Here is a 24,733-nt window from a genome sequence, read left to right on the forward strand (position 1 = left end):
GTGGACAATTAAAAAAATATTTTTACCTTGGCTAGTTAAAAAAGTTCTAAATCAAGCTTGGTATCAGCTTAAAAAAAATCACGCTTTCCAGGGGTTAGTGATTATCCTGTACTTGCATTGGCAATTCAAAACCACCCTTTTTAAGGGAATATCAAAAAATAAATGATCCAGTAATCATAGACTTGTAGGGACACAGCAATGCTGTGTCCCTACTGATTGGATATTTTTTTAATTGGAAGTCTCTAAACTTCTACCCGTTCCCCAAGACGAAGAAAACCTCTAAACTAAATCCTGATAACCGCCAGCGCGGGTTTTTATTTTTGATAATTCTCGCCAAAATGGGATAAATGCGATCGCTTTGCGCTATCACGCAGCCTATTGCAAGCGATCGCCTTAGTCCTCAGCAAGAGTACTGAATACTTTGCATCCTTGGTAACTAAGACGACCTGCCAAATTATCTACCAAACCGATTAATTAATTCTTCCCGTGATAAATTCACTAGTAAGGGGGTAAACTCTTCTGGTGGTAGCGCTAATAACGGTTCAATAATTCCTGATAGTTGTGCATCCAATGAACCAAAGCGAACTCGCAGTAAATTTTCTACAAGTTGTCTTTGTGCTTCCTGTCTTCCTTCCTGTCTTCCTTCCTGTCTTCCTTCCTGTCTTCCTTCCTGTCTTCCTTCCTGTATTCCCTCTTGTCTTCCCTCTTGTCTTCCTTCTTGTATGGCTTGTTCCCGGTCTTGTTGATAATATGGTGTAAGTCGCATAATTAGCACCTTGTCATCTGCTTCTGGAGTTTGAGAGATTACTAAGCTTTTCTGCAAGTTATACAGTAATTCTAGCGTTGCTCGCCGGAATGGGTTGTTTGATGGTAGCGTTTCTAATTCATCAATTGCCTGTTTTTGTGTTGTTCCTCTACCAAGAATTCTTAACCACAGGGTTTCCTGAATGCGTGGTAATTGATGGATAGCAACGATAGCTGCCCGTAAATACTCTGGTAAAAAGTGTACTCCGGGCAACCAATCGGCTTTTTGAGTTGCACCAAATCCCGCTAACAGCGTCGTGGATGCTGTGGGGGTGAGAATCCATAATTTGGGATTTGCTAATTCTTGAATGGGGGTTTTATTTCGGTTTGCTTCCCTTTGTAATGCACCCCTAAGTTCTAATAATTTTAGGAGACAATCACAAATTTCTTCTTTTGATGCCGGGTTGCGGTATGGTTCCAGGATAGCGGTGTTATCTGCAAAGGAGCCTAATAAACCGAGGGTTTGCAAATTAGGGTTTTGGGGAATTGAGGGAGAAAATAAGACATCGATTTCTCGCACCTCTCCGGCAACACGACTGGGGGCTTCTACTTTCCCATAAGATTTTAGCAGTTCTTCCAGATAGTCTTTGGCAAATTGGTCATGAATAAATCGAGTCACGACTGTTTGATTACGAAGATGGGTATGCTGTGAGTTCTATTAAAGATTATTTTAGCGATCGCATCCACGCTCGTTACTCCCAATTTTTTCTCTGAAGTCGGGAAAAATATTTTACCCAACATCAAAAGCCAACCCATTTTATTGTTAATTTATGTAAAATTGATGTATTCAAGACTAGAAACCTGCTGTCTAGATAGCTAAACTAACAAAAGAAGTGCATCTGTACTGCTAATTATTAAAATTGTAAATGTGGCGCTATAGCCTCAATGATCCCAGTACAACTTATCCTCAAAAACTTCCTCAGTTACCGTGATGCAACTTTAGATTTTCGCGGTTTGCACACGGCCTGTATTTGCGGTTCCAATGGTGCGGGTAAATCTTCTCTGCTGGAGGCAATCACTTGGGCAATTTGGGGCGAAAGCCGCGCTACTGCTGAAGATGATGTGATCTATTCTGGCGCGAAAGAAGTTCGGGTTGATTTCACTTTCCATAATAACCAACAAAAATATCGGGTTATTCGTACCCGTCTCCGGGGTGCAAGTGGCGTTTTAGAATTTCAAATAGAAACGCCTTCTGGGTTTCGTTCGCTCACTGGCAAAGGGGTGCGAGCAACACAGGATGTGATTATACAACATATCAAACTAGATTACGATACTTTTATTAATTCTGCCTATCTGCGTCAAGGTAGAGCTGATGAATTCATGCTAAAGCGTCCGACGGAACGCAAGGAAATTTTAGCGGAGTTGTTGAAGCTGAATCAGTATGATGAATTAGAAGAACGGGCAAAGGACAGTTCTAAACAGTTCAAATTCAGGGTGGAGGATTTAGAGCGTTCTTTAGAGGCGATTAAAATTCAGCTACAACAACGGGAGACAACTGAGGCGCAACGAATAGAGTTAGAAGCTGAACTGAATCAACTGCAACAGGTGCAAGCTTTTGACAATATTCAATTACAAAATTTGCAAGTTGTGCAGCATCAGCGGCAAAATTGGGAACAACAACTGAGTTTTGTGAGGCAGCAATTCCAGAATCTTACCCAAGATTGCGATCGCCTCCAACAAGAACAGTTAGCGGTGAAAACTCAGCTAGCAGATTTAGAAGAAATTTTACATCAAGAAGCCGAAATTCAAGCTGGATATACCGAATACCAAAATCTGCAATCTCAAGAAGAAGCCTTTGCTGCCAAATTTGCACAACATACCCAAGCCACTGGTTTACGGCAACTAAAACAACAACAGCTTACCAAACAAATTAACGACATTGAAAGGCAACTGCAACAGGCTCAAGCTCAATTAGAAGCTTTGGAGCAACAAGAGCGAGAAATTCAGCAAACTCTCACTAAATCTGGTGATGTGGAAGCGGCTTTGGCACAATTAGCCGCTGCGCGTAATCATGTAGCGCATTTGGATCAACTGCAAATGCAAGTTAGTCCCTTGTTACAACAACGGGTAACTTTACAAAGCCAACTAGATCGCACCCATGCGAGTTTGGTAGCGCGACTCGAACAACTGCAATCTACAGAAAATCAACTACAACGCCAACATCGCCGCCAACCGCAACTCCAGCAAGCGGTGATCGATGTGGGAGTGCAGATTGAGGAATTGGAGAAAAAGCGGGTTTATCTGCAAAGAGTCCAAGAAAAAGGGCAGGAACGGCGTCATTTTATCGAACGCTTGCGAGCGACTCAAGGGGATTATGAAAAAGTGCTGGGTGAATTAGAACAAAAACTGCAAATGCTCCAAAACCCTAATGCCCTTTGTCCCTTGTGTGAACGTTCTTTAGATGAACATCACTGGAGCCGAGTGATCGAAAAAACCCAACTTGAGTACCAGGATACTCAGGGGCAATTTTGGGTAGTGCGGGAACAAATGGCGGTTTCAGATAGAGAAATTCAGGTACTCAGGCAGGAATACAGAGAAATATCCCAACAATTGGCGGCTTATGATGCTTTGCGGGAACAACGGGGACAGTTAGCGGCACAGTTAGAAGCAACAACGGATGTGCAACAACAGCTGCAACAAATTGTTGCTGAAAAAGAACATTTAGAGCGATCGCTCCAAGCTGGTGATTATGCCCCTGACAAACAAGCAGAACTCCGGCAGCTAGACGAATATCTGCAACAACTCAATTACAATGAACAAGACCACGCCCTGGCCCGCAGCGAAGTTGAGCGATGGCGGTGGGCAGAAATTAAACTTCAGCAAATTAAAGATGCTACCAAGCGCCGCGCCACACTAACAGCCCGAAAACCCGAACTCCAAGCGAATATTGCCCAATTTCAAACGAGAATTCAGCAAGAGCAAATTGATTCTGATTGTGCTAGACAAATCGCTGCCCTAGAGCGGCAAATTACCGAAATTGCTTACAGTTCCGAGCAACACAATCACCTCCGCCAATCTGTTCGTGAGCTTCAATCTTGGCATTTGCGTTACCAACAAATGTTGTCTGCTCAACAGCAATATCCCCAACTCCAGGCAAGATTGCAAGAGTTGCAGGAGTCCCAAACTGCCAGATTAGCAGAGCGGCAAAAACTCGCTCACCAAATCGAAAGCATTGTCCAGCAACTCACCCAAACAGATAATCCATCGGCCCAAATTCAAGCTTTAGAGCAGCAATTGGCAACCCGCAGACGGCAACTTGATGAGCAAATAGCCAAGTTGGGGCGTTTGGAACAACTGGCTCACCAATTAGAAACGCAGCAAGTTGAGTATGAGCAACAGCAGCAGCAACTGCAATATTGCAAGCAGCAATATCGTGTTTATCAGGAATTGTCCCAAGCCTTCGGTAAAAATGGCATCCAAGCACTGATGATTGAAAATGTGTTACCCCAACTAGAAGCCGAGACAAATCAACTACTTTCGCGGCTGAGTGGTAATCAGTTGCATGTGCAATTTGTGACGCAGAAAGCTGGGCGCAGTGGCAAGTCCAGCAAGAAAAACGCCAAGCTGATAGACACTTTGGATATTTTAATTGCTGATACCAGAGGTACGCGAGCTTATGAAACTTACTCTGGTGGGGAAGCTTTTAGAATTAACTTTGCTATCCGTTTGGCTTTGGCGAAATTATTGGCCCAGAGGGTGGGAGCGGCTTTGCAATTATTGATTGTGGACGAAGGGTTTGGCACACAGGATGCGGAAGGATGCGATCGCTTAATTGCCGCTATAAATGCGATCGCTAACGATTTCGCCTGCATTCTCACCGTCACCCATATGCCCCACCTCAAGGAAGCCTTCCAAGCCCGGATTGAAGTCAATAAAACCCAGCAAGGTTCGCAATTGCTTCTGTCTGTTTAATTTTTTAGGGCGCAACAAAACTGCTGAAAGTCTTTATTGTCAAGTTTTTCACCCTTACATTACCTCTTTTTAAAATTGGTTTTTTTTATTGTCTTAAGATTTATTACATATTAAAATTTATTAGTAGCTTAAAAAAGCTATAGCAATCCAAATTCAATCGTGAGAAAATCCGTAAACGAAAAGTAAGTATTTATAGGCTGTTCAGCCTTTTTATCTCACAAATGATTTACTATTACTGTAGTATTTCCGTAATGAGGAGACGGAGTTATGTAGTTAAAATTGTGATTAACGAGATATAAAGTTATTGTAATTTAGGATGAAGATTAAAAAAATGCCCAGACAAAAATTATCCATTACTTAATAGAGCAGAGACTGCCATGATGTTGTTAATGGTCGGTTTGTTCATCTGCTTGGGAGCAAAATTAATTGCGTTATGCATCTCATATTTTCCGTTGGCAAAATTTCGGAATATACAAGCAGATGAGCGTCATATTCCCGACCTACCTCAAGTGGGCGTAGAAAAGTTTTTGTTAGCTGAATTACATAAAGAAACTGCTGAACGCCAGCGCATCCAAAAAGAACTAGAAAAATCTTGGACTTGGCAACAGATCACACTAGAATCTACCACTGACGGTGTTTTAGTGGTGGATACTCAAGGCAAAATCGTAGGTTTTAATCAAAAGTTTGTCCAGATGTGGTGCATTCCTGAATTACTTGTGGAGTCAGGAAATTACAAACAAGCCCTGAGAGTGGCCAGCAAACAGCTAGAAAATCCGAGACAGCATCTGGACACAGTTAGACAATCATACCTTAACCCAGATGCCCAAATTTATGATGCGATCGCCTTTAAAGATGGTAGAGTATTTGAGCGTTATTCCCAACCGCAGCGCATCGGTGACAAAATTATTGGTAGAGTCTGGACCTTTCGCGATATCACTGCTCATAAAATAGCAGAAGCCACAATTCACCATCAAGCTTTGCATGACCTGTTAACCGATCTACCAAACCGAGTATTATTCAATCAGCGGCTTTCTGAGTCTTTGGTGCAAGCGCGTCAAAACAGAAGTAAACTAGCAGTGTGTTTTTTAGATTTAGACCGATTCCAAACCATTAATGAAACGCTAGGTCATGGGATCGGGGATCAATTATTACAAAATGTTGCCCGACGTCTGACAAAATGTCTGCGATCAGGTGATACTATTGCTCGTTGGGGAGGTGATGAATTCACCCTTCTTTTACCAGAAATTAGTGATTTTAAGGATGCTACCCACATCCAAGAACGAATATTAGCAGCTTTCAAATCAGAATTTCAAATTGAGAATCACCATTTGCATATTAGCCCTAGTATTGGGATTGCGCTCTATCCCATGCATGGAGAAGATGTAGAAACACTGACTAAAAATGCTGATGCGGCGTTATATCGTGTTAAGTCGCAGGGAAGGAATAACTATCAGTTTTATCAATCAGAAATTAATTCACAAGCTTTAGACTTGTTAAGTTTGAAAAACAGCTTATACACTGCCTTAGAGCGGAAAGAGTTTATAATTTACTACCAACCCCAGGTGAAAATAGCCACGGGTGAAATAATGAAGATGGAGGCTCTACTGCGTTGGCAACATCCAGAATTAGGTTTAATTCCTCCGGGAAAATTTATTCCACTTGCTGAAGAAAATGGACTGATTATACCTATGAGTGAATGGGTTTTAAGAACTGCCTGTACACAAAATAAAGTTTGGCAGGATGCTCTCGGTTTACCATCTTTATCGGTAGCTGTTAATCTCTCTGCACGACAATTTAACCAACCAGACTTAGTTAGCCTGGTGAAGCAGGTATTGTCAGAAACCAAATTGAACCCCCAGTGTTTAGAGTTGGAAATTACCGAAACAGTTGCTATGCAAAATATTGACTTCACCAGAAAAATTTTGAGCGAGCTAGGTAATATGGGGGTGACTATTTCCCTAGACGATTTTGGTACAGGATATTGTTCTCTCAGTTATCTCAAAAATTTTCCTATTAATGCCTTAAAAATTGACAAATCTTTTGTGCGCGATCTGACTAATGATACTAATGGTGCTGCAATCACAACAGCAATAATTGCTTTAGCTCATGCACTTAATTTGACAGTTGTTGTCGAGGGAGTTGAAACAGAAGAACAACGGAATTTATTGCGAATTCTTGAATGTGAATTAATGCAAGGCTATCTTTTTAGTCACCCGATATTAGCTGAAAATGCTACAGAACTACTGAAAAAATCCAAATCCCAGAAAGTTAGTATATATCTGGAAAATAAATCAGATAGCAGATGGCAGATAGTAGATGGCAGACAAAACTTTTCATCCTTCACTGTTAACTAAAGTTCGTGGTGTCTGTCTTTAAATTTCTGAGTGCTGAATTATAAATTATAGTCAAGAAATTCTCCAGCAAGCTTTGTTCATGGTTATCAGCAAGGAAAGGGTCTAATACCCCTTTCCTGGGTCACGCTGCGCGAACGTCTACAGGTAGGAAAGTGTTTCAGTCGGGGTTGAAATCCCCGTTTGAAACAGTCTTCAATTTTGAATTTTGAATTGTTTATCTGTTGTGGTTTCAGTTTACAAAATTGAATTTTTCCAGAGATTTATTGTTCTTGTTGTTGTTCGTCAACTCGTTGAGTATTAGCTGATTTTACCCAACCTTCTTGTTCGCTACCTTCTACGCGAATCTTTTGCCAGACTTTATCATCGCTTTCTTCCAAAATGATAATTTTTTGATTAGCAGCAACTCCACCAACACGTTCAGCATCCTGTTTTGGTTCTGTACGCAACCTCAAGCCCTGAGGCCAAGTGACTCGCCCTATGTAAGCTCCCGGCGGTAATTCCTTTGGTGATTCAGTAGGAGTGGGAGTAGGAGTGGAACTAGGACTAGGACTAGGACTAGCACTAGGGCTAGACTTGGCGGTGGGAGAGGCTTTTACATTGATCGCTTTTGGGTTTTTGGGTTTCAACGGGCCATTATCATTAGCAAACACCGGTTTGGCGGGGGGTATGGCGGTGCGATTGACGAAATAGAGCGCAATTGTCGCACTGCTACCTATTAAAACAACGATCGCCAAGAGAAACCCTAGTATAAATTTAAGTAAGTTAGAAAACATAGTTACAACCTCTACACCATTAGTCAATAGTCCATAGTAATTGATCATTAACTATTGACTATTGACTAATAATAATTGACTAATCAATTATTGCAACTGCCTTTGAATGCGTTACGCAGTGCGCCGGAGGCGATCGCTCAAAGGACTATTTTTTGAGGCTAGACGCGCTCTCCCAGACGCAGCCCATTCTTGTAGTTTTTGAATTTGCTCGACAGCGGTTCGCGCCAAGGGGATGATCTGACTGGCGGCTTCTAAAATATCGTCAGTGGTAAAATCTCGATTTTGGCTATACCCAATATGCATGGCTTCAATTAGGGTTTGCTCAATCTCGGCTCCTGAAAAGTCGGGCGTTTCATAAGCTAACCTATCGATGTCATAACTTTTCAAGTTATGGGGGCGCAGTCGGGATAAATGAACATTAAAAATTGCTTTTCTTTCTTCTTGGCTGGGTAAACCCACAAAGAAAATTTCATCAAATCGGCCTTTGCGGAGCATTTCCGGTGGTAAAGCCTGAATATCGTTGGCGGTGGTGACAACAAACACAGGTGATTTTTTCTCGGCTAACCAGGTGATGAAAGTTCCAAACACGCGGCTAGTTGTTCCTGCATCCCCTTTACTCCCCAGCCCAGAAAAGGCTTTATCTATTTCGTCAATCCACAAAACGCAAGGGGCGAGGGCTTCAGCCACCTGAATCATTTGGCGGGTGCGGGATTCTGATTCACCGACTAAACCACCGAATAAACGCCCGACATCGAGGCGTAATAATGGTAAATGCCAATGATGGGCGATCGCTTTTGCTGTTAGAGATTTACCAGTTCCTTGAATCCCCACCAACATTAAACCACGGGGGTGTGGTAATCCGTACTGTCGCGCTCGTTCTGTAAATGAGCCTCCCCGACGGATTAACCAGTCTTTGAGGTTATCTAATCCCCCTATATCAGAAATCTGTTCAGTGGCGGGGTAAAAGTCCAGGATTTGGGTTTGGCGGATAGTTTGGCGTTTTTCTTCCAAAACTAAATCTACGTCTTCTGGTTGTAATTCTCCGTGAGTAGCGATCGCTCTCGCTAAAACCCGGCGGATTCTTTCCATCGATAATCCTTGACAAGAGCGCACTAAGTCATCTAAAACTTTCCCCGAAAGGGAGTTATTTGTAGATTGTAATAACCGTTCTACCTCGGTTTTAATTTCTGGAGCAGCAGGTAAGGGAAACTCCACCACTGTCAGCACTTCCATTAAATCGTCAGGAATAGCGATGCGCGGCGATAGTAAGACGATATTTTTTGGTTGCGACTTCAAGATTCGGGCGAGATTGCGGAGTTTGCGTGCGATCGCTACATCATCTAAAAACCGATGGTAATCACGCAAAATCAACACCGCAGGCGCAGAAGCTGGTAATTTTTCCACAAACTCCAAAGCCTGTAGCGGATTACGCCTTCCAAACCCCGCATCATTGGGGTTTCCCTGATAGCCATCGACAAAATCCCAAGTGTACACCGGGCGATTACCTTGGTTTGTCGCTTCTTCCCGAATCGCAGCTTCTACCCGTTCTTCCTCGTAGGTAGGAATATAAATCAAAGGGTAGCGGGCGCGTAGCAGCAGTTTAAATTCTTCACGGAAATTCATAATTAGTTGCTAGTGGTAATTAGTTCTTCTCTCATTGTTAAGGCTTGTATTCTGTCTCACAACTAAAACTCTCCCCTTTCCCGTGCTACGGTGTAAACACAAGCTATCCAATTACCCAAAAGTCTTTTTAAACCTCAACAAGTCCTGAGAGAAATCCCTCTCCTTACCAAGGAGAGGGACAGGTTTTGCTACGCAAAACCAGGGTGAGGTTTTGTTTCCTGTCTTCTCGCAACTATAAATTGCATCAAGAGAGACTTGTGTATACACCACAGCCTTCCCCGTAGAAAAGCTTTTGGAGTTAGGTTTGAAAAATCTTCGCGCGTAAAAACCGACTCTTGATCAAGTCATTCTTACTTAAGTATTATTATATTAATTGATGTTTCTTAATAAACATGCTTATGGTATTAAATACGTGATAATGACTAATCTCCGTTCAATCAAATGCCCAGCAAAGATTTACTTGATTTTTCAAAATGAATGAACTCAGATCCCCGACTTCTTTAAGAAGTCGGGGATCTTTTAGCAGTTGTGATCAGCATGATTATATAATCAGCTTAAAAATCAAGACTTCTCTTTATTCAAGCATTCTTTTAACTCTTTTGCCAGTTCAGATAAGAACTCAGGCTGATTTTTAATTAGCCATTTTGTGAGTTTATCCGAGTGTGTAGTTTTTTTAAACTCTAATAGAGTTCCACAGAAGTTTTGGAACAAATTTTTAAGAAGATTTGCCCCATGAACTTTAAACAACCAATTATCATCTGAAATATCTTCTAGTTTGATACCTGGAAATAATTTTTCTTTTTCTCTCTGTTCAATGTTTTTCTGTTCAATGTTTTTGATGTTGTCGAATTTAAAATATTCCTTAATTTTATCTCCAGTGATAGGTGTTTTTAACCATGTAGCTTCTTCATTAATTATCGCTGATATACTATCTGGATTCAGTATATAATTTTCATACATACGTCGTTTCAAAAATTTAAATCCTATTTTCTCTAATTCTTCAATTTGCCCATCATTCTTACCTTCCCTGTCAAATATAAATGCAATACCTGGAGGAAACAAACCGGCTCCCAAAGTTAATTTTTTATAAATCTCAGCAACACGCTTAGATTGCTTTCCATCCAAAAGAGCATCAGGACTACCAACAGGTAAAATTTTAATACCCATCAAAGGTATTTTAGCTATTTTCTCAAGTATTAATGGATAGCACTTTTCCTCAGTTTCTCCTTCTACCCAAATAATACTATCAGCACCAAAAACATCAGATAACCTAACCCCAAGTTCAGTTAAAATTTCATTTTCATCTTTTGGATATATTGGTGATGATGTTGTTTCACAATTTTCATATTTCAGCTTGATAATCTTAGAAGGATCAGCCGCTGTGATAATATCTGGTGAATGAGTAGCAATAAAATATTGATGCTGCGGAAATTGTTTAATAGTCTCTATAAGCTTTCTCGCTGCACCTGGATGTAAAAAAGATTGCGGTTCATCAATAATTAAAGTTCTAGGTTCATGAATAGAAGAAACTAGGATATATACAATTGCTAAAACTTGACTAACTCCACTACCACATGATGATAGAGGAAGTGATAAATCATCCCTGTTCAGCTTAGGTTCTATCGTCCAAACTATGATTTCAACATCTGAATTATCTCTCGGTACTACAGAAATCCACTTAATTTCAGGTAAAAGGCTTGAAACGAATTTATTGAACTCAGCAAACATCCCTGGATTTTTGCCCTGTAATGTAGAGAGTACTTCAGCAAGATTTGAAGCATCTGGTTTCAATTCAGCATTATTTTCAAATTTACAAATACCAATATTTAGACGTTCAGCTTTAAATCGATATATACGCTTTTTGAAAATATTCAATATTTGATAACCAATTGTCTGTTCATTAGTTCCTTCAAAACATTCAAAACTATTAAGCACTTCTTGATATATATCATACCGTTTGTCCTCAATAACTTTATAGTTATAAATAGGATGAAATTTGTCGTCATTGGTAGAATACTTTATTTGCATAAAGTCAAATCTCCCATTTTTATTTTGAGGTGCTAGAGAGTATAAGTCAAAATTGAAGTTTTCAGTTATTATATTGTTTTGCGCCTCAATATGAGAGGTTATAGATATTGATAAATTTAGCTTTATAGGAGGATTATCTAACAGTTCTTGAAACCATTTAACTAATAATTCTGCCTCTTCTGGCTCTCCATTATACCACCATCCTTGTCCATCATCGTATGGGAAAGGGAGTCCTAGTGGATTTGGTAACTGGTTTATCAAATTTACTAATTCTTCCTTATCAAAGAACAATGAAATTTCAGCACGAGATTCCTCAGTTATTTTTGAAGATGAATTAGGTAATGTCTTTATACTTCTATGCGGATGATCTTCAAAATCCAGGGTAAGCACTTCAAGCAAAGATGTTTTACCTGCATTATTTCTCCCAACAATAATATTGACACCAGGAGCAAATTCCATTACCCCAGAATCGTCATAAGACTTATAGTTAAAGACTTGCAGCTTTTTGATAAACATTTTGTATCACATAGTTACTGAGTTAATTCTATTATTGACAATTTCACTTAATTTGCCAAGTAAAATTAAATAAACTCAGTCTACCAGTGCGTTAGGCCTTTGACAGATATGAATAACGGAGAGAAACCGCAGATATTAAAAATGCTAAAATACAGAAAAAGAGGGAAATAAAAATTATGTCAACTAAGGAATTACTTCTACAAGAAATTAGCTCAATGTCCGAAACAGAACTTATGGAAACGCTGAATATTATCCGATCAATAAAAAATAAACAATCTACCAAATTCTCACAACCTCAGCCACCCCATCGTCAAGGATCAGGTAAATCTATTCTACGCCATGCTGGAAGGTGGGTTGGTGATGATCTTAAAGAATGTTTAGCAATAGTACAATCTTCCCGTGGCTTGGCTGAATTTTAATCATGTACCTTCTAGATACAAATCACTGTAGCTCAATTATCTTTGGTAATTTGACCGTTATTACAAAAGTAGAATCTATTGGTATTTCTAATGTTGCAATTTCAGCGATTACTGAAGGTGAATTATTATATATGGCTGAAAATTCGACATCAGTAATAGACAACTTGGCAATAATTGAGGAATTTTTGGAAGATATGCCTGTCTATGATGTCAATAGTAATACAAGTCGGATTTATGCCAAGCTAAAAGCAAAAATTATGGATTGTTTTGGCCCTAAAGAACGCAAAAAAAGAAGAAAAACACGAATACATGAACTTGGTATAAGTGAGAACGATTTATGGATTGCTTCAATTGCTATTCAAAACTATCTCACAATTGTTTCAGCTGATAGAGATTTCCAACGTATCCAACAAGCTTGGGATTTCCCTTTAGAAAATTGGCATGACTTGTTGGATATTTGAAATAGGTTAGAAATGAAGATTAATCCAGCAGTCCAAAACCCTTTTCACCTCGTAACTTTCTGTCAAATGTTGCTGTTATAGTACAACCAGATTCTTGAGCGATCGCACCAATTAAAAAATCTGAAAAATCTGCACTTCCCTGTTTAAACCGCTGTAATGATTGATAAACTAAAGAGCGATTTTCTAATTCAAACACTGAACATTGCAGCATCATTTCCAAAGTAGTGCTGATTTCTTCTCTACTAAATTGATAAGGTTTTCCACGTAAAACCCAGACTAATTCACAGAGAACTATATTAGCAACAAAACATTGTTCACCACCTTCAATAATTTCAGCAGCTTGCTCCCACTGCTTTTCATCATCTTTTGTCAGGTAGCGCACTAAAATATTTGTATCAACTCCAATCACTTGATCCTGCTCTAATTGCTGCTTCCATTTGCTCTAAAGTTGCGGGAGTCATACCCGGACGATGCAAAATCCCGGATAAGCTTTGGATAGGGACATTTAGAGGGATAAGTTTAACTATCCCATTTTCATCAATGATAAAATCAACCTTGCTACCTGTATCAAGGTTGAGATAATCTCTAATTTCTTTAGGGATAGTTACTTGTCCTTCGGTCGTGATAGTTTCACTAGCCATTACTCAAATTCCTTACTTGAGTTCCTGACAAAATTATAAAACGCCTTAGGATTCGGGAAGTTGGTTTTTCAAGTTTTGCAAAGAAGACCAACGACGGTCAATCGGCTTTTCAGGAGTACTAGCAGCAACGGGTGGTTTAATACCGGGACATTTGCGATCGCATAATTGCCTTTGAGGTACTGCTAAACACATCTGCTCATACAACCACTCGCTGGGGTGAAAATAACCCTCTGGTGAGACAGTTTCGACCAAATCTTCTACAGCCACTTCCCTCTCTAAAGGCAAGTCTTGGTCTTGATTAGCCGTTTCATCCAACCAGATAATTTCCTGGGTATCAAGGGCCAAACGTTGATTGTATTGTTGCAAGCAGCGGTTGCAGGTACAAGTGATAATTGTTTCTGCCTGAGCAGACACTTCCAAAAAAGTACCTTGATGCCGCACGCGGACACTACCGCGTACAGGTGTCAAGGTTTCCAAACCAGGCAGAAATTCCTGAACTTGAATTTCCTCTGTCCGCTCCGGGGCCTTAGTTAGCTGCGGAATAAAAATTGCGTCCATAGGATTTGTGAGCTACCCTCACGAAAATTTATGTTGATCATCAGCATTTCTGCTGATACTACATCTTTATTTTAGCGCTTAGAGATTTTCTACTCAATCAGCCGGCTTCAATCGCTGGACGAATCACCAAATTGCGGTTTGGCTCTTTACCACGGCTAAAGGTTTCCAAATCTGGGAAATCCTTCAAAAAAGTGTGAATTTGCCGCCGTTCAGCCGAACTGAGGGATTTAATTTCCACTTCTTGACCAATAGAGCGTGCTTCTTCGGCTGCTGTTTCGGCTAAAGCGCGAATTTCCGCTTGTCTTTTAACACGGTAGCCATTCAACTCAATGGTGTAAGAGGCTTGCTGATCTTCTGGTTGGTTCAAATTGAGAACCGAATTTGCTAGATACTGCATCGCATCGAGCACAGAGCCATCAGCGCCAATTAACAGACTGATTTGTGTCGGCATCAATTTGGTTTCATCAATGGTCAACCAATAGCTATCAGTTTCTGGTGACTCATTGCTTAGAGATGGGGCAGTTTCTAAATTACCCCTAATCTCTGTATTTATATTAGTAAGTTCGAGCAGTGTTTTTAACCACTGCTCACCTCGTTCCATAGTACTATTGCTCATGATCAGCCTGTAGCTTTTTTCTTAGAACTTTTTGGCTCAAACGGCAACGTCTTTGGTTCTGCGCTTGCTGCTTCTTTTTCTTTCTCCTGAATTTCTACGATTTTTTGTAGTTCCTCTGGTAGAGGTTCGCGGGAGAGAATATAAGTTTGCAAGGTTTGGAAAATATTACCAATCACCATATACATCAGCACTCCGGCTGGTAGAGGGAAGAACAGAAACATCCCGGAAAAGATGACTGGGGTAATTTTGTTAACCGTGTCTTGCTGCGGGTTGCCACCGCTGGAATTTTGCCCAGAGAGCAATTGGCTAACGTAAAGACTGATGCCAAAGAAGACGATCATCGAGACGATATCCCAGTGGACTTTGCCATCGGGATCAATTGCGCCAACTCTGCCTAAAGCATCAATAAAGAGAAACCCTTTATTTGCTGCTAATCCAGGGATTGAGCCTTGAATCGTTACGTCTCCAGGCTGTAAGGCTTCGATATTGCCCTCAGCATCGATTTTGACCCGATCTTCCCCTTTGGTGATTGTCCACGCAGGAGTCAACTTATTTTCTGGGTGTTCTGCTAAGAGCACCTGAAATGGTTTGCCCTCAAGAGTCTGATATTCAATCTTGGTTTTTTCTCCCACTGCCAGTTTGCTGCCCCCAGGAAGGATGGCAGTAATCCGAGCGTGTTCCCCATCAGCAATGTAGATGTTTTGGGGGGGAGTGGCAAAGGCTTGGGGTTGAATTCGCTCGATTTGTTCAGCGGGAAAGACTTGCAGGTTAACAGAGTAGTTCACGCCAGAAAAAGGTGAACCCCGTAAAGTAGCAAACAACGCCAATAACACTGGCATCTGTAATAGCAGTGGCAAACATCCGGCTAATGGGTTGCCAAATTCTTTTTGGACATTGACCATTTCCTCCTGCTGCTTTTGCGGATCGTCCTTATAGCGCTCTTTGGCTTCTGCCATCCGCTTTTGCATTAGAGGCTGCACAACTCGCATCCGCCTCATGCTGCGAATAGATCCAGCACTCAGGGGATAGAGCGCGAAGCGGACTATCAATGTCAAGGCCACGATCGCCAATCCATAGCTAGGCACAATACCATAGAAAAAGTCTATGATTGGCAGCATCACGTTGTTCGAGAGAAACCCGATACCAAAATCCATTATTCTGAATTAAACCTGAGGTACTGTAAACTGAACTGAATCTAATTTATCTAAATCATGATTAGTCTGCGACTATCGCTCGCTACGGATAGCCGCACACAACCGGAATTCAAAAGTCAAAATTCAAAAATCTTATATTATAAGCTTTTGCTTGATTTTGAATGCTCGCTTCATTACTGCTGTAGTCTACTTTTATTAGCTGACTACTTAGCAACGTTGCTGGGCTGGGCATTTTTAGCCGCGATTCTTTCGCTAATGTAGTCATAGGCTTCCCGAAAATTGGGAACAGCCCGCATTTCCAGCAGGCTGCCATTTCTCAGGGTAAGGGCCATGTCGCCCCAGGCGCCGATACCGCGGGGGACTTTGACAACTTTAACAATTTCTGAATAAATCACGTCAGTGCGATCGCGCCCCATCCAACCCCCCATCACAGTTATTCGGCGATCGGTGATGCGGAAGCGCAGCCAAAACGCCCTGACAATCGCCCCAACTGTCAATGGTATCCCAACTACAGTTAGTCCAATTAACAAGTTGAGGATTAAATCCCCAATATGGGGGCCACCTTCATAATAAATTTCTTCACGAATGCCCATCGAAGACCTCAGTTTGTGCCAACAACTGCTCTAATTCTTGCAGAAATTGTTGGCGATCGCACTTAGATTCTGCGGCCGTTGGTTTCACAACCACTACTAGCCGCCATCCTAGCGATAACTTGGGCAACAACTGATAAAAAGCAGCGCTAATCTGGCGTTTAATCCGGTTGCGGACTACTGCTCGTTTGCTAACTTTGGTGCTAATCGAAATGCCAATTTGTGTGCTGGCAAGATTTGCACGGTTACTCGCTGTTCCAGTTTTAGAGGCAGCTTCCATTGAAGGCTCTTTCAAACGCGGCGGTTTCAAGGCTCTCAATGTGAAGTGAGAGCTATGACGCCGAATTCCTTCCCGGAAAACTGCCTGGAAATCTTTTCGTGATTTTAGTCGATTTGCTTTGGGCAAGGCCACAGCTGTTCTTTTGGCTGAATGTACCCTAAACGCTCAGACGATGGCGTCCCTTCCTTCTTCTAGCGCTGATCACGTTTCTCCCGTCTGGTGTCCGCATTCTGGCGCGAAATCCAGAGGTTCTTTTTCTCTTACGGCAAGTGCCGCCCAGGGTGCGCTGCATACTGTTCTCCTCTTAGGCGATTTTTATAAAAAGTCACAATCTGTAATTTTATCACTTTACGGGTGAAAAAACCGGATTTCGGGAAAAACTTTACCAGTAGCCAGTTATAGATAGCAACTGACCACTTTCTACTCTTCAAGAAATGCTCAAAATCCAGGTACCCAGGTAACGTAGTAGGGGCACATCGCCGGGGGATAGAATCTGGCAATTGAAATAGTGAACTCCACCAAAGGCTGGGTTTTGGACGTTAGATAATACTAACTCCACCTTACTACCTGCTGGCACTGGCTCTTGAGGGAATATTTCTAGAACACGACCTTCTTTATTCCACTTCACTTCAGCTAGGGGAACTGTTTTACCTTTGACTTTAACGGCAATATTTTTGGTGTCAAAAGTTCCTTTGTAAGAATTCGGGTAGATAATGGCAAATTGAGCAACTGCCAATTTCATCTTTTGGGCAGGAATCCTCAATATATAGCGATCCGTGCTATTGGTTTGTCCGCCAAAATCTAACCGAAAGGGCAGCTGATATTCGCTTTTGACGCCGCTAAACAGTGTCAAACCAGGTAAGCCTTCGCCCCTGGTCATAACTGGGAAAGCAGTCAGCAAGCAGCCAGTTACGGCTAAAGCAGAAAGTACACGTCGCATAGTTGAGCTTCCTCTAGCAGATAATATGGTAGGACTGTAATCTGAATAACTGAGCGTTAGTATTCTTAACTAAACTTTACTCGGATTTCATGACAATTGACGCTAAATAGCCACAAAAAGTGCCATCATCCTTACAGCCTGAGGTGATCGCCGAAACACTGAGCGATAAATTTTACCTATACCTATAATTGTTTTACCTGATGACATCTGGAGCTTATTGGCAGTAGATAAAAACACAGTTGAGATTTGCTTGTGTTGACAAATATGTATAAGTGTATAGAAAATTAAAAAATTTGTGATAAAAATTGAGCCACGTCATTTGCGATCGCCAGTTAACTTGGGATAAATTGATTAAAATAGCTTGAACGAAAGCAGCAATCATTAAAAAATTAATTGGGAAATTATCAAGCTGGAGAAATTTGATCAATATTGCACTTATGTCAGAAAGAAATACCAAATTTTTTCAACCCCTAAACAAAGCTGAAGACCAAGATGCAAAATTTGGGAAGCAACATAGGATGTGCAATATGTAACCCTGTTTGCAACTATCGGGAATTGTGACGTCTGCAAGCGGCAAAGCGAGGCAAAGCCTCGGAGAAATCAGGTGTGGTTCGGCAAAGTCTCAAGGTTCAATCTAAAGCGAAAAAATCATGGCTGATACTGCCCGCCCATACGCTATGAGTGCGGGACATCCCTTATCGGGAAAATTCCATAGTTAGCAGAGTAATGGTACTTATCTCCAGGAGATTTCATGAAAATAGCAGTTGCTAAAGAAATAGAAGTTTGGGAACGTCGTGTAGCATTGATTCCTGACACCGTGGCCCGGTTGGTAAAACAAGGTTTGGAAGTTTTGGTAGAAAAGGGTGCAGGAGAGCGAGCTTTTTTTAGCGATGCTGACTATGAAGCAGCAGGAGCCAAAATTATCAGCGATCCCACCACATTATGGGGCGAGGCAGATATTTTGCTCAAAGTTAGCCCACCCGAAGAACGAGAAGATGGACGATCAGAAATCAGTTTACTCAAAGAAGGATCTGTCTTAATTAGCTTCCTCAATCCCTTGGGTAATCCAGTGATAGCCCAGCAATTGGCTAATCGTAAAGTCACAGCCTTGGGGATGGAATTAATTCCCCGCAGCACGAGGGCGCAAAGTATGGATGCTTTGTCTTCCCAAGCTTCACTAGCAGGCTATAAAGCAGTATTGATAGCTGCTGCGGCATTACCAAAATATTTCCCAATGTTAACTACAGCCGCCGGCACCATCGCCCCAGCGAAAGTATTTATCATGGGAGCAGGTGTAGCAGGATTGCAAGCGATCGCCACAGCTAGACGCCTAGGAGCAGTGGTAGAAGCCTTTGACATCCGTCCAGCCGTTAAAGAAGAAGTCCAAAGCTTAGGGGCGAAATTCGTCGAAGTCAAACTCGAAGAAGAAACAACCGCCGCTGGTGGTTACGCCAAAGAAATCTCCGAAGCTAGCAAACAACGCACTCAAGAAGTTGTTGCCGAACACGTCAAAAATTCCGATATTGTGATTACTACCGCCCAAGTCCCTGGCAGAAAAGCCCCAATACTTGTCACAGAAGAAATGGTGGCGCAAATGAAACCAGGTTCAGTAATTGTAGATTTAGCTGCCGAACAAGGTGGTAACTGCGCCTGCACTGATCCCGGCAAAGATATTGTTTGGAACGGCGTGACAATCATCGGCCCGATCAATCTGCCATCATCGATGCCAGTCCATGCCAGCCAATTGTATGCCAAAAACGTCACATCGTTGATGCAACTGCTGATTAAAGACAAAGCCTTACAGGTGAACTTTGCCGACGACATCGTTGATGCGGCTTGCGTTACCCACGCCGGCGAAATTAGAAATCAACGCGTCAAAGATGCACTACAAGCTGTGAACACTCAGCAATCACGAGTTAGTTAGGAATTTATTGCATATTCACCACAGATAAATATCGAGATCAATCTGTGGTTCCCTGCACAAAGGAGTTTTTATTTCATGACAGAAGCATTAATTGCTGCTTTGTTTGTATTTGTTTTGGCATCTTTTATCGGCTTTGAAGTCATCAACAAAATACCACCTACCTTGCACACGCCCTTAATGTCAGGCTCAAACGCGATTTCTGGCATTGCGGTACTTGGGGCGATGGTGGCTGCTGGTGCCAGAGAGACGAATTTGTCAGTAATTCTGGGTTTAATTGCCGTAGTACTGGCAACAGTCAACGTCGTGGGTGGTTTCTTAGTCACAGACAGAATGTTGCAAATGTTCAAGAAAAAGGAGATTAAGGCGTGAGCGACTTTTTACCAACTGGCATTCAGCTGACGTACTTAGTCGCTGCATCCTTATTCATTCTCGGTTTGAAAAAGCTGGGTTCTCCCGCTACAGCCAGAAACGGTAACGTTGTCGCTGCTGTGGGGATGTTGCTAGCGATCGCCGCCACAATGCTAGATCAGCACGTATTAAATTACGAGATGATTTTGATCGGTTTGGCGATCGGATCAGTCCTGGGTGCGATCGCCGCTTACAAAGTCCAAATGACCGAAATGCCCCAAATGGTGGGCTTACTCAACGGTTTAGGTGGCGCAGCATCCGCACTAGTCGCCGTTGCCGAATTTTGGCGGTTACTGGATTCTTCAGCACCAATACCCCTAGATGTCAACATTTCCATGCTGTTGGACGTGTTAATCGGTGGTGTCACCTTCACAGGTAGCTTTCTAGCCTTCGCCAAGTTGCAAGGTTTAATCAGCGGTTCCCCAATTACCTTTCCGTTCCAGCAACCATTTAACCTCGCGCTGCTGGGAGTTTATGTAGCGGGAAGTGCCTATTTAATCATCACACCAGATAGCCTGCCCGTATTCCTCGCAGTGGTTGCAGTTTCCTTGGTGTTGGGTGTGATGTTCGTCATCCCCATTGGTGGCGGCGATATGCCCGTGGTAATTTCGCTGTTAAACTCCTTATCAGGTGTAGCAGCAGCAGCGGCTGGTTTCGTGGTGATGAACAATATGTTAATCATCGCCGGCGCATTGGTGGGAGCTTCTGGCTTAATTCTCACCGAGATTATGTGTAAAGCAATGAACCGCTCTCTCTTCAGTGTGCTGTTCAGCGCTTTTGGTTCAGGTTCTGCTACAGGTGGTGGTGCTGCTGCTGCTGGTGCAACCGATCAAACCGTCCGCAGCATCGATCCCGAAGAAGGAGCGATGATGTTAGGTTATGCTCGTTCTGTGGTAATTGTCCCTGGTTACGGTATGGCAGTTGCTCAAGCACAGCATAGCGTCCGCGAGTTGGCAGATCAACTAGAACGGATGGGTGTTGATGTTAAGTATGCCATTCACCCTGTAGCGGGAAGAATGCCGGGACACATGAACGTATTGCTGGCTGAAGCAAATGTAGCTTATACCCAGTTATACGACATGGATGATATTAATCCCCAGTTTGAACAAGCCGATGTAGCTTTAGTAATTGGGGCAAATGATGTTGTAAATCCTGCGGCGCGTACTGATACAAGTAGTCCTATTTATGGGATGCCGATTTTGGAAGTAGATCGAGCAAAGCAAACAATTGTAATTAAGCGCGGGATGAGTACAGGTTTTGCCGGTGTTGATAATGAGTTGTTTTATAAGGATAAAACGACGATGTTATTTGGTAGCGCTAAGGATATGGTGTCCAAGTTGGTTTCTGAAGTGAAGCAACTTTAACGAACCGCCAAGACGCCAAGAACGCCAAGAAAAGAAAGAATTAGACAGTTAGCTTGCCTTGGGGGTGTCATGCTTCTGGGGCAAGTTTTTTTGTGGTTAAAAAATGAAAAATTGTTTGTTTTTTATTATGATATTTGTAACTTTACTAATAGGCTAAAATAACTTAAATGGAAATTGCCAAGAATTTTCTATTTTTTGAAGTTTCCAATAATGAGTACGATACTTTATCATTTCGGACAATTCCAGTCTAGGTAGCAAATTTTTGTAGATCAAAAACTGGTTAACTAAAGACATAAAAGTTTTGTTATTGAGTTTTAAAAGGCTTGGCGTTAACAAAAGTAAATCAAATTTTGTGAAATCTACTCCATGAGTACGCTGAAGAATGAGATTATAAGTGCTACTAACCCTCAGACTTTTGGCATGATAAAGTACAGGGCTATAATAAACATTTATTAATGCTTTGATAGGAATGTTCTCTATATATTTTTGTTCTGTATATTTTTTTATCTCTCTTTTATCTGACAATCTACCATTAACAATACGAAATTCCTGAAAATATTCTGGAAATTTTATTTCTGCTTTTGGTTGTAAGTTATCAAATTTAGTTACAGTTCTATCTAGCAAACAAGGTTGCCAAATTTTATACTTCCTTTTCAGGGAGTATATCTTGACTTCAATTTTAATATCAACAGATGTTTTATCACTTATATTAGTGACTTTATAATTAGGGTAAATAGGGAATAATTTGCACTGATCTGTATCTGGTGGTAATTCAAGTTCAGCTTTTAATACAGGATAGTTTTGTGTCTCAAATTTCTTATGTGTGTTACGAGCATTCCAAAATGCTAGACTAATAGTGAATAAAATGTTAAAAGCAGTTAAGTAGTCTCTTGGAGCTTCAAATTTATGAACAAATAAACTTATACTTTGATGCAGAAACGTTGAATGCAGCAATAAAACTTTACATACTAAGATGTAATTGTCCTATCAAGGGTTAATTGTCAACATTTCATAATATCTTCCATCCAATGTACATAACTAATTTGTTGACACATACAGGCTTGTAAATAGCGGAATTTATCTAATATTTTTTCACCCCATTGTTTAGGAACAGATACAAGTTGTAAAATCAGATAAGCAATGAGACTTGCATAGATTTGTATGGTAATACCATTAACATTTTTGGTAATTAATTTATCAAGTTTTAGGTGCATCTTTAAAAATTTCCATAACAATTCAACTCCCCACCTTAAGCGATAAATATCTCTAATATCATCATCTCTAACTGCTGCATCTCCATTAGTTGGTAAATTAGTGACTAAGCGAAATTCAGTTCTCGTTTCTAAATCACAAAAATTAATCACTCTATAAGCTTGTGCATCTGTTGATGAGCCAATTTTTACCAGTCCATTTTCTGATTCAAATTCTAACTTCCAATTATTTTTAATCCGTAACACAAAGTATTTATTTTCTTGAACTAGTTCTTGAATAAAATTTAAACCTGCAAAGCCCCTATCCATTACTCCAACAGCATCTGCTGGCAAATTAGACATCATCTTTGAGCCAAATTTATAATCATGATTATGACCAAAGTTGATGAAATTATCTTCTGGACTTCCTGTAGCAAGATTTAGGGAACTAAACAGTTTAACTTGATGATAATCCAGAATCCATAACAGCTTACTTGTCAATGTAATAATTGTTGAATCAATTGGACATATTGCATATTTATTGTGTAACTTCTTCTGGACTTTATTCTGGACTAATTGATTTAATTGATGATAAATCTTCTGGAATACTTCTTGACTTCGATGAGTGTTAGCTTTGGAAAACGTGGAAATATCTACATCAAATCCTGTATTGTTTAATCGTTTAAATAAATCCCTCATACTCGTTAAGCTATTATCCAGGGCATAAGCTAACCAACACTCGACAAAAAGACGGCTGTTCAAAACAGGATAATCATTTTTTGGTAGCCCTCCCAGGATATTTTTGACAATCTTGGGAAATGAATTTATAATCATCGTTAATCGAAATATTTTAATCCTTTGCCCAAAATCTAACATATTTTGGGCTATTCTTATCGGAATTTTCTTAACATTCAACACTTCTGACTTTGATGTAAAACTTGAAATTGAGTTTCAAGCCAAGAATATAAATTCAAAATAATCATATTCTCTAAGATAAAAATTCAATATTTATTTTCATTAGCGAGTATAGCACATTTGTACTAAGTGACAAGAAATTGCCTCTTCTCTCCTTCCTTTGCGTGAGGTAAAAAAGATATAGCCACACACGCGCCAAAATGCAACACCTGCCATAATCCATGCGATCGCAGTAACATATTTATTTAAGCAGTAGCAAATTCAGTATATTTCCTCTCTTCAGGAGGGTGAAATGCTAAAACAATATCAAGATTAGAAATACCTAACTTCATTAACTCATTAGCTATTCCTTCCTCTGTCCAATCTTCTTCTATCCAAATTTTATCATTTTTAATCCTGATATTAACTTGGATATTATTGGTTCTTTTCTTACCATCCCAACCCAAAAAACACCAAATATAGTGATGATTTTTATCATCAAAAACCAGACAACTTTCATCAGTTAAATTTGCCGCACCAGAAACCCAATTATGATATTCTGTGAGAACTTGTTTGATAGCTATTTGATATTGTTCTAGTTTATCCATTGCAATATCTCCTCTTTTTCTACATTAACGACAATTATCAAAATTTGATTTAATTGGACAATATCTTTGATTGAATCTCTTGTAAAAAAGTTTTCATAGGTACTTTCTTTAATAGCTAAATAAATTATATATTCTGGTTCTGTGAGGTTAATTAAATTACGATATAAAATATATTGCCCTAAAGCTAGTTCAAAATCTCTCATAGGAGAAGGACTAAGAAAACTTTTGATTTCAACAACTATTTTTCGTCCTTTTCGTTCTGCTGCGATAGGTTTTTCTGCTGATAAATCAGCAAACAATTCAGCATCTTTATACTTGATTTTATAAGGATCAGCCGTAATCGTCCAACCATCTTTAACTAAAGCGTTCTTAACGGCATCATGGTAAATATCCTTTGCTGGCATTGTCTTCCTGAGCAAATACAAATTAAGCTTGATAGTACAAATATATTATATAGCTTGCGATCAGCTGAAAGTATCAGCGCTGAGTGCAAAGCATCCCGTCAGGGATACGCGATCGCCTCTTCTCTCCTTCATCTGCGTTCTCTGCGCCTCTGCGGTTCGTTAAAAAAGATATAGCCACACACGCGCCAAAATGCGATCGCCTCCTCTGGGAGCGCACCGCGCGATCGCCATAAAACTTAAAATTTGTACAATTTGCATAAAATAGACAAAAA

At 40.7% G+C, this 24,733-nt stretch carries 25 protein-coding genes; 8 read left to right on the top strand and 17 right to left on the bottom strand.

From position 1 onward, the window contains the following. Positions 1-454: 454 nt before the first annotated feature. Complete coding sequence (locus tag CYLST_RS17620) at positions 455-1,423, bottom strand: hypothetical protein (RefSeq protein ID WP_015209075.1); 969 nt, start codon at positions 1,421-1,423, stop codon at positions 455-457. Between the two features lie 266 nt (positions 1,424-1,689). Between CYLST_RS17620 and sbcC the strand changes: the two genes are divergently transcribed. Next, positions 1,690-4,716 (top strand): exonuclease subunit SbcC, encoded by a 3,027-nt coding sequence (gene sbcC, locus CYLST_RS17625; protein ID WP_015209076.1) that lies wholly within the window; start codon positions 1,690-1,692, stop codon positions 4,714-4,716. Between the two features lie 377 nt (positions 4,717-5,093). After that, positions 5,094-7,070, top strand: a complete 1,977-nt coding sequence (locus CYLST_RS17630) for a sensor domain-containing protein (protein ID WP_015209077.1) — start codon at positions 5,094-5,096, stop codon at positions 7,068-7,070. A 260-nt stretch (positions 7,071-7,330) separates the two neighbouring features. Here the strand turns inward: CYLST_RS17630 and CYLST_RS17635 are convergent, their stop codons facing one another. From CYLST_RS17635 to CYLST_RS17645, 3 genes are all read right to left on the bottom strand, one after another. Beyond that, on the bottom strand, positions 7,331-7,843 hold the full coding sequence (locus CYLST_RS17635) for an SH3 domain-containing protein (RefSeq protein ID WP_041233712.1): 513 nt from the start codon (positions 7,841-7,843) through the stop codon (positions 7,331-7,333). A 111-nt stretch (positions 7,844-7,954) separates the two neighbouring features. Further along, entirely contained in the window at positions 7,955-9,466 is a 1,512-nt protein-coding gene (locus CYLST_RS17640) for an AAA family ATPase (RefSeq protein ID WP_015209079.1), read from the bottom strand. Between the two features lie 561 nt (positions 9,467-10,027). Then, positions 10,028-12,010 carry an AAA family ATPase gene (locus tag CYLST_RS17645; protein WP_015209080.1) on the bottom strand — a complete coding sequence of 661 codons (1,983 nt, stop codon included), beginning with the start codon at positions 12,008-12,010 and terminating at the stop codon, positions 10,028-10,030. Positions 12,011-12,186: 176 nt separating this feature from the next. Between CYLST_RS17645 and CYLST_RS17650 the strand changes: the two genes are divergently transcribed. After that, the gene (locus tag CYLST_RS17650; protein ID WP_015209081.1) at positions 12,187-12,429 is read left to right on the top strand and encodes a hypothetical protein; all 243 of its coding nucleotides are present in this window, start codon (positions 12,187-12,189) and stop codon (positions 12,427-12,429) included. A gap of 2 nt (positions 12,430-12,431) precedes the next feature. Further along, a complete protein-coding gene (locus CYLST_RS17655; protein WP_015209082.1) occupies positions 12,432-12,890 on the top strand; it encodes a type II toxin-antitoxin system VapC family toxin in 459 nt (152 codons plus the stop codon). 19 nt (positions 12,891-12,909) lie between these two features. Here CYLST_RS17655 and CYLST_RS17660 read toward each other — a convergent pair whose 3' ends face one another. The 9 genes from CYLST_RS17660 to CYLST_RS17695 form a co-directional block, all read right to left on the bottom strand. Beyond that, on the bottom strand, positions 12,910-13,299 hold the full coding sequence (locus CYLST_RS17660; RefSeq protein WP_015209083.1) for a type II toxin-antitoxin system VapC family toxin: 390 nt from the start codon (positions 13,297-13,299) through the stop codon (positions 12,910-12,912). Next, on the bottom strand, positions 13,286-13,531 hold the full coding sequence (locus tag CYLST_RS17665) for an AbrB/MazE/SpoVT family DNA-binding domain-containing protein (RefSeq protein ID WP_015209084.1): 246 nt from the start codon (positions 13,529-13,531) through the stop codon (positions 13,286-13,288). The genes CYLST_RS17660 and CYLST_RS17665 overlap by 14 nt, the downstream gene beginning before the upstream one ends. A 45-nt stretch (positions 13,532-13,576) precedes the next feature. Next, positions 13,577-14,089, bottom strand: a complete 513-nt coding sequence (locus CYLST_RS17670; RefSeq protein ID WP_015209085.1) for a YceD family protein — start codon at positions 14,087-14,089, stop codon at positions 13,577-13,579. A gap of 97 nt (positions 14,090-14,186) precedes the next feature. Further along, the gene (locus CYLST_RS17675) at positions 14,187-14,705 is read right to left on the bottom strand and encodes a Jag family protein (protein ID WP_015209086.1); all 519 of its coding nucleotides are present in this window, start codon (positions 14,703-14,705) and stop codon (positions 14,187-14,189) included. A 2-nt stretch (positions 14,706-14,707) separates the two neighbouring features. Then, on the bottom strand, positions 14,708-15,859 hold the full coding sequence (gene yidC / locus CYLST_RS17680) for a membrane protein insertase YidC (protein ID WP_015209087.1): 1,152 nt from the start codon (positions 15,857-15,859) through the stop codon (positions 14,708-14,710). A gap of 203 nt (positions 15,860-16,062) precedes the next feature. Further along, positions 16,063-16,452, bottom strand: coding sequence for a PH domain-containing protein (locus tag CYLST_RS17685; RefSeq protein WP_015209088.1), 390 nt, complete (start codon positions 16,450-16,452; stop codon positions 16,063-16,065). Further along, positions 16,439-16,861 carry a ribonuclease P protein component gene (gene rnpA / locus CYLST_RS17690; RefSeq protein ID WP_015209089.1) on the bottom strand — a complete coding sequence of 141 codons (423 nt, stop codon included), beginning with the start codon at positions 16,859-16,861 and terminating at the stop codon, positions 16,439-16,441. Before rnpA ends, CYLST_RS17685 begins: the two co-directional genes overlap by 14 nt. 25 nt (positions 16,862-16,886) lie before the next feature. Further along, positions 16,887-17,021, bottom strand: a complete 135-nt coding sequence (gene rpmH / locus CYLST_RS33465; protein ID WP_015209090.1) for a 50S ribosomal protein L34 — start codon at positions 17,019-17,021, stop codon at positions 16,887-16,889. A gap of 135 nt (positions 17,022-17,156) precedes the next feature. Next, a complete protein-coding gene (locus tag CYLST_RS17695; protein ID WP_015209091.1) occupies positions 17,157-17,669 on the bottom strand; it encodes a DUF2808 domain-containing protein in 513 nt (170 codons plus the stop codon). 751 nt (positions 17,670-18,420) lie between these two features. Between CYLST_RS17695 and CYLST_RS17700 the strand changes: the two genes are divergently transcribed. From CYLST_RS17700 to CYLST_RS17710, 3 genes are all read left to right on the top strand, one after another. After that, positions 18,421-19,593 (top strand): Re/Si-specific NAD(P)(+) transhydrogenase subunit alpha, encoded by a 1,173-nt coding sequence (locus tag CYLST_RS17700; protein WP_015209092.1) that lies wholly within the window; start codon positions 18,421-18,423, stop codon positions 19,591-19,593. A gap of 75 nt (positions 19,594-19,668) precedes the next feature. Continuing rightward, a complete protein-coding gene (locus CYLST_RS17705; protein ID WP_015209093.1) occupies positions 19,669-19,962 on the top strand; it encodes an NAD(P) transhydrogenase subunit alpha part 2 in 294 nt (97 codons plus the stop codon). Next, positions 19,959-21,365, top strand: a complete 1,407-nt coding sequence (locus CYLST_RS17710; RefSeq protein ID WP_015209094.1) for an NAD(P)(+) transhydrogenase (Re/Si-specific) subunit beta — start codon at positions 19,959-19,961, stop codon at positions 21,363-21,365. The genes CYLST_RS17705 and CYLST_RS17710 overlap by 4 nt, the downstream gene beginning before the upstream one ends. 153 nt (positions 21,366-21,518) lie before the next feature. On the opposite strand, the gene CYLST_RS17715 is transcribed toward CYLST_RS17710, so the two are convergent. The 4 genes from CYLST_RS17715 to CYLST_RS17730 all read right to left on the bottom strand — a co-directional run bounded on the left by CYLST_RS17715 (position 21,519) and on the right by CYLST_RS17730 (position 24,461). Next, positions 21,519-22,319 carry a hypothetical protein gene (locus CYLST_RS17715; protein ID WP_015209095.1) on the bottom strand — a complete coding sequence of 267 codons (801 nt, stop codon included), beginning with the start codon at positions 22,317-22,319 and terminating at the stop codon, positions 21,519-21,521. 47 nt (positions 22,320-22,366) lie between these two features. Further along, positions 22,367-23,389, bottom strand: coding sequence for an IS4 family transposase (locus CYLST_RS17720; protein ID WP_085960564.1), 1,023 nt, complete (start codon positions 23,387-23,389; stop codon positions 22,367-22,369). A 326-nt stretch (positions 23,390-23,715) separates the two neighbouring features. Then, complete coding sequence (locus CYLST_RS17725) at positions 23,716-24,057, bottom strand: XisI protein (protein WP_015209096.1); 342 nt, start codon at positions 24,055-24,057, stop codon at positions 23,716-23,718. Next, the gene (locus CYLST_RS17730; RefSeq protein WP_015209097.1) at positions 24,045-24,461 is read right to left on the bottom strand and encodes a XisH family protein; all 417 of its coding nucleotides are present in this window, start codon (positions 24,459-24,461) and stop codon (positions 24,045-24,047) included. The genes CYLST_RS17725 and CYLST_RS17730 overlap by 13 nt, the downstream gene beginning before the upstream one ends. A gap of 83 nt (positions 24,462-24,544) precedes the next feature. Here CYLST_RS17730 and CYLST_RS34640 point away from each other — a divergent pair, with 83 nt between their 5' ends. Next, positions 24,545-24,694, top strand: coding sequence for a hypothetical protein (locus tag CYLST_RS34640; protein WP_157162606.1), 150 nt, complete (start codon positions 24,545-24,547; stop codon positions 24,692-24,694). Positions 24,695-24,733: the final 39 nt, after the last annotated feature.

The organism is Cylindrospermum stagnale PCC 7417 (assembly GCF_000317535.1).
Classification (GTDB): Bacteria; Cyanobacteriota; Cyanobacteriia; order Cyanobacteriales; family Nostocaceae; genus Cylindrospermum; species Cylindrospermum stagnale.

Coding starts and splice junctions, on each gene's coding strand:
- CYLST_RS17700 (WP_015209092.1), top strand. CDS start 18,421: ATGAAAATAGCAGTTGCTAAAGAAATAGAAGTTTGGGAACGTCGTGTA.
- CYLST_RS17670 (WP_015209085.1), bottom strand. CDS start 14,089: ATGGACGCAATTTTTATTCCGCAGCTAACTAAGGCCCCGGAGCGGACA.
- CYLST_RS17685 (WP_015209088.1), bottom strand. CDS start 16,452: ATGGGCATTCGTGAAGAAATTTATTATGAAGGTGGCCCCCATATTGGG.
- sbcC (WP_015209076.1), top strand. CDS start 1,690: ATGATCCCAGTACAACTTATCCTCAAAAACTTCCTCAGTTACCGTGAT.
- CYLST_RS17655 (WP_015209082.1), top strand. CDS start 12,432: ATGTACCTTCTAGATACAAATCACTGTAGCTCAATTATCTTTGGTAAT.
- CYLST_RS17650 (WP_015209081.1), top strand. CDS start 12,187: ATGTCAACTAAGGAATTACTTCTACAAGAAATTAGCTCAATGTCCGAA.
- CYLST_RS17720 (WP_085960564.1), bottom strand. CDS start 23,389: ATGATTATAAATTCATTTCCCAAGATTGTCAAAAATATCCTGGGAGGG.
- CYLST_RS17725 (WP_015209096.1), bottom strand. CDS start 24,057: ATGGATAAACTAGAACAATATCAAATAGCTATCAAACAAGTTCTCACA.
- CYLST_RS17640 (WP_015209079.1), bottom strand. CDS start 9,466: ATGAATTTCCGTGAAGAATTTAAACTGCTGCTACGCGCCCGCTACCCT.
- yidC (WP_015209087.1), bottom strand. CDS start 15,859: ATGGATTTTGGTATCGGGTTTCTCTCGAACAACGTGATGCTGCCAATC.
- CYLST_RS17665 (WP_015209084.1), bottom strand. CDS start 13,531: ATGGCTAGTGAAACTATCACGACCGAAGGACAAGTAACTATCCCTAAA.
- CYLST_RS17675 (WP_015209086.1), bottom strand. CDS start 14,705: ATGAGCAATAGTACTATGGAACGAGGTGAGCAGTGGTTAAAAACACTG.
- CYLST_RS17635 (WP_041233712.1), bottom strand. CDS start 7,843: ATGTTTTCTAACTTACTTAAATTTATACTAGGGTTTCTCTTGGCGATC.
- CYLST_RS17645 (WP_015209080.1), bottom strand. CDS start 12,010: ATGTTTATCAAAAAGCTGCAAGTCTTTAACTATAAGTCTTATGACGAT.
- CYLST_RS17705 (WP_015209093.1), top strand. CDS start 19,669: ATGACAGAAGCATTAATTGCTGCTTTGTTTGTATTTGTTTTGGCATCT.
- CYLST_RS17695 (WP_015209091.1), bottom strand. CDS start 17,669: ATGCGACGTGTACTTTCTGCTTTAGCCGTAACTGGCTGCTTGCTGACT.
- rpmH (WP_015209090.1), bottom strand. CDS start 17,021: ATGCAGCGCACCCTGGGCGGCACTTGCCGTAAGAGAAAAAGAACCTCT.
- CYLST_RS17630 (WP_015209077.1), top strand. CDS start 5,094: ATGATGTTGTTAATGGTCGGTTTGTTCATCTGCTTGGGAGCAAAATTA.
- CYLST_RS17730 (WP_015209097.1), bottom strand. CDS start 24,461: ATGCCAGCAAAGGATATTTACCATGATGCCGTTAAGAACGCTTTAGTT.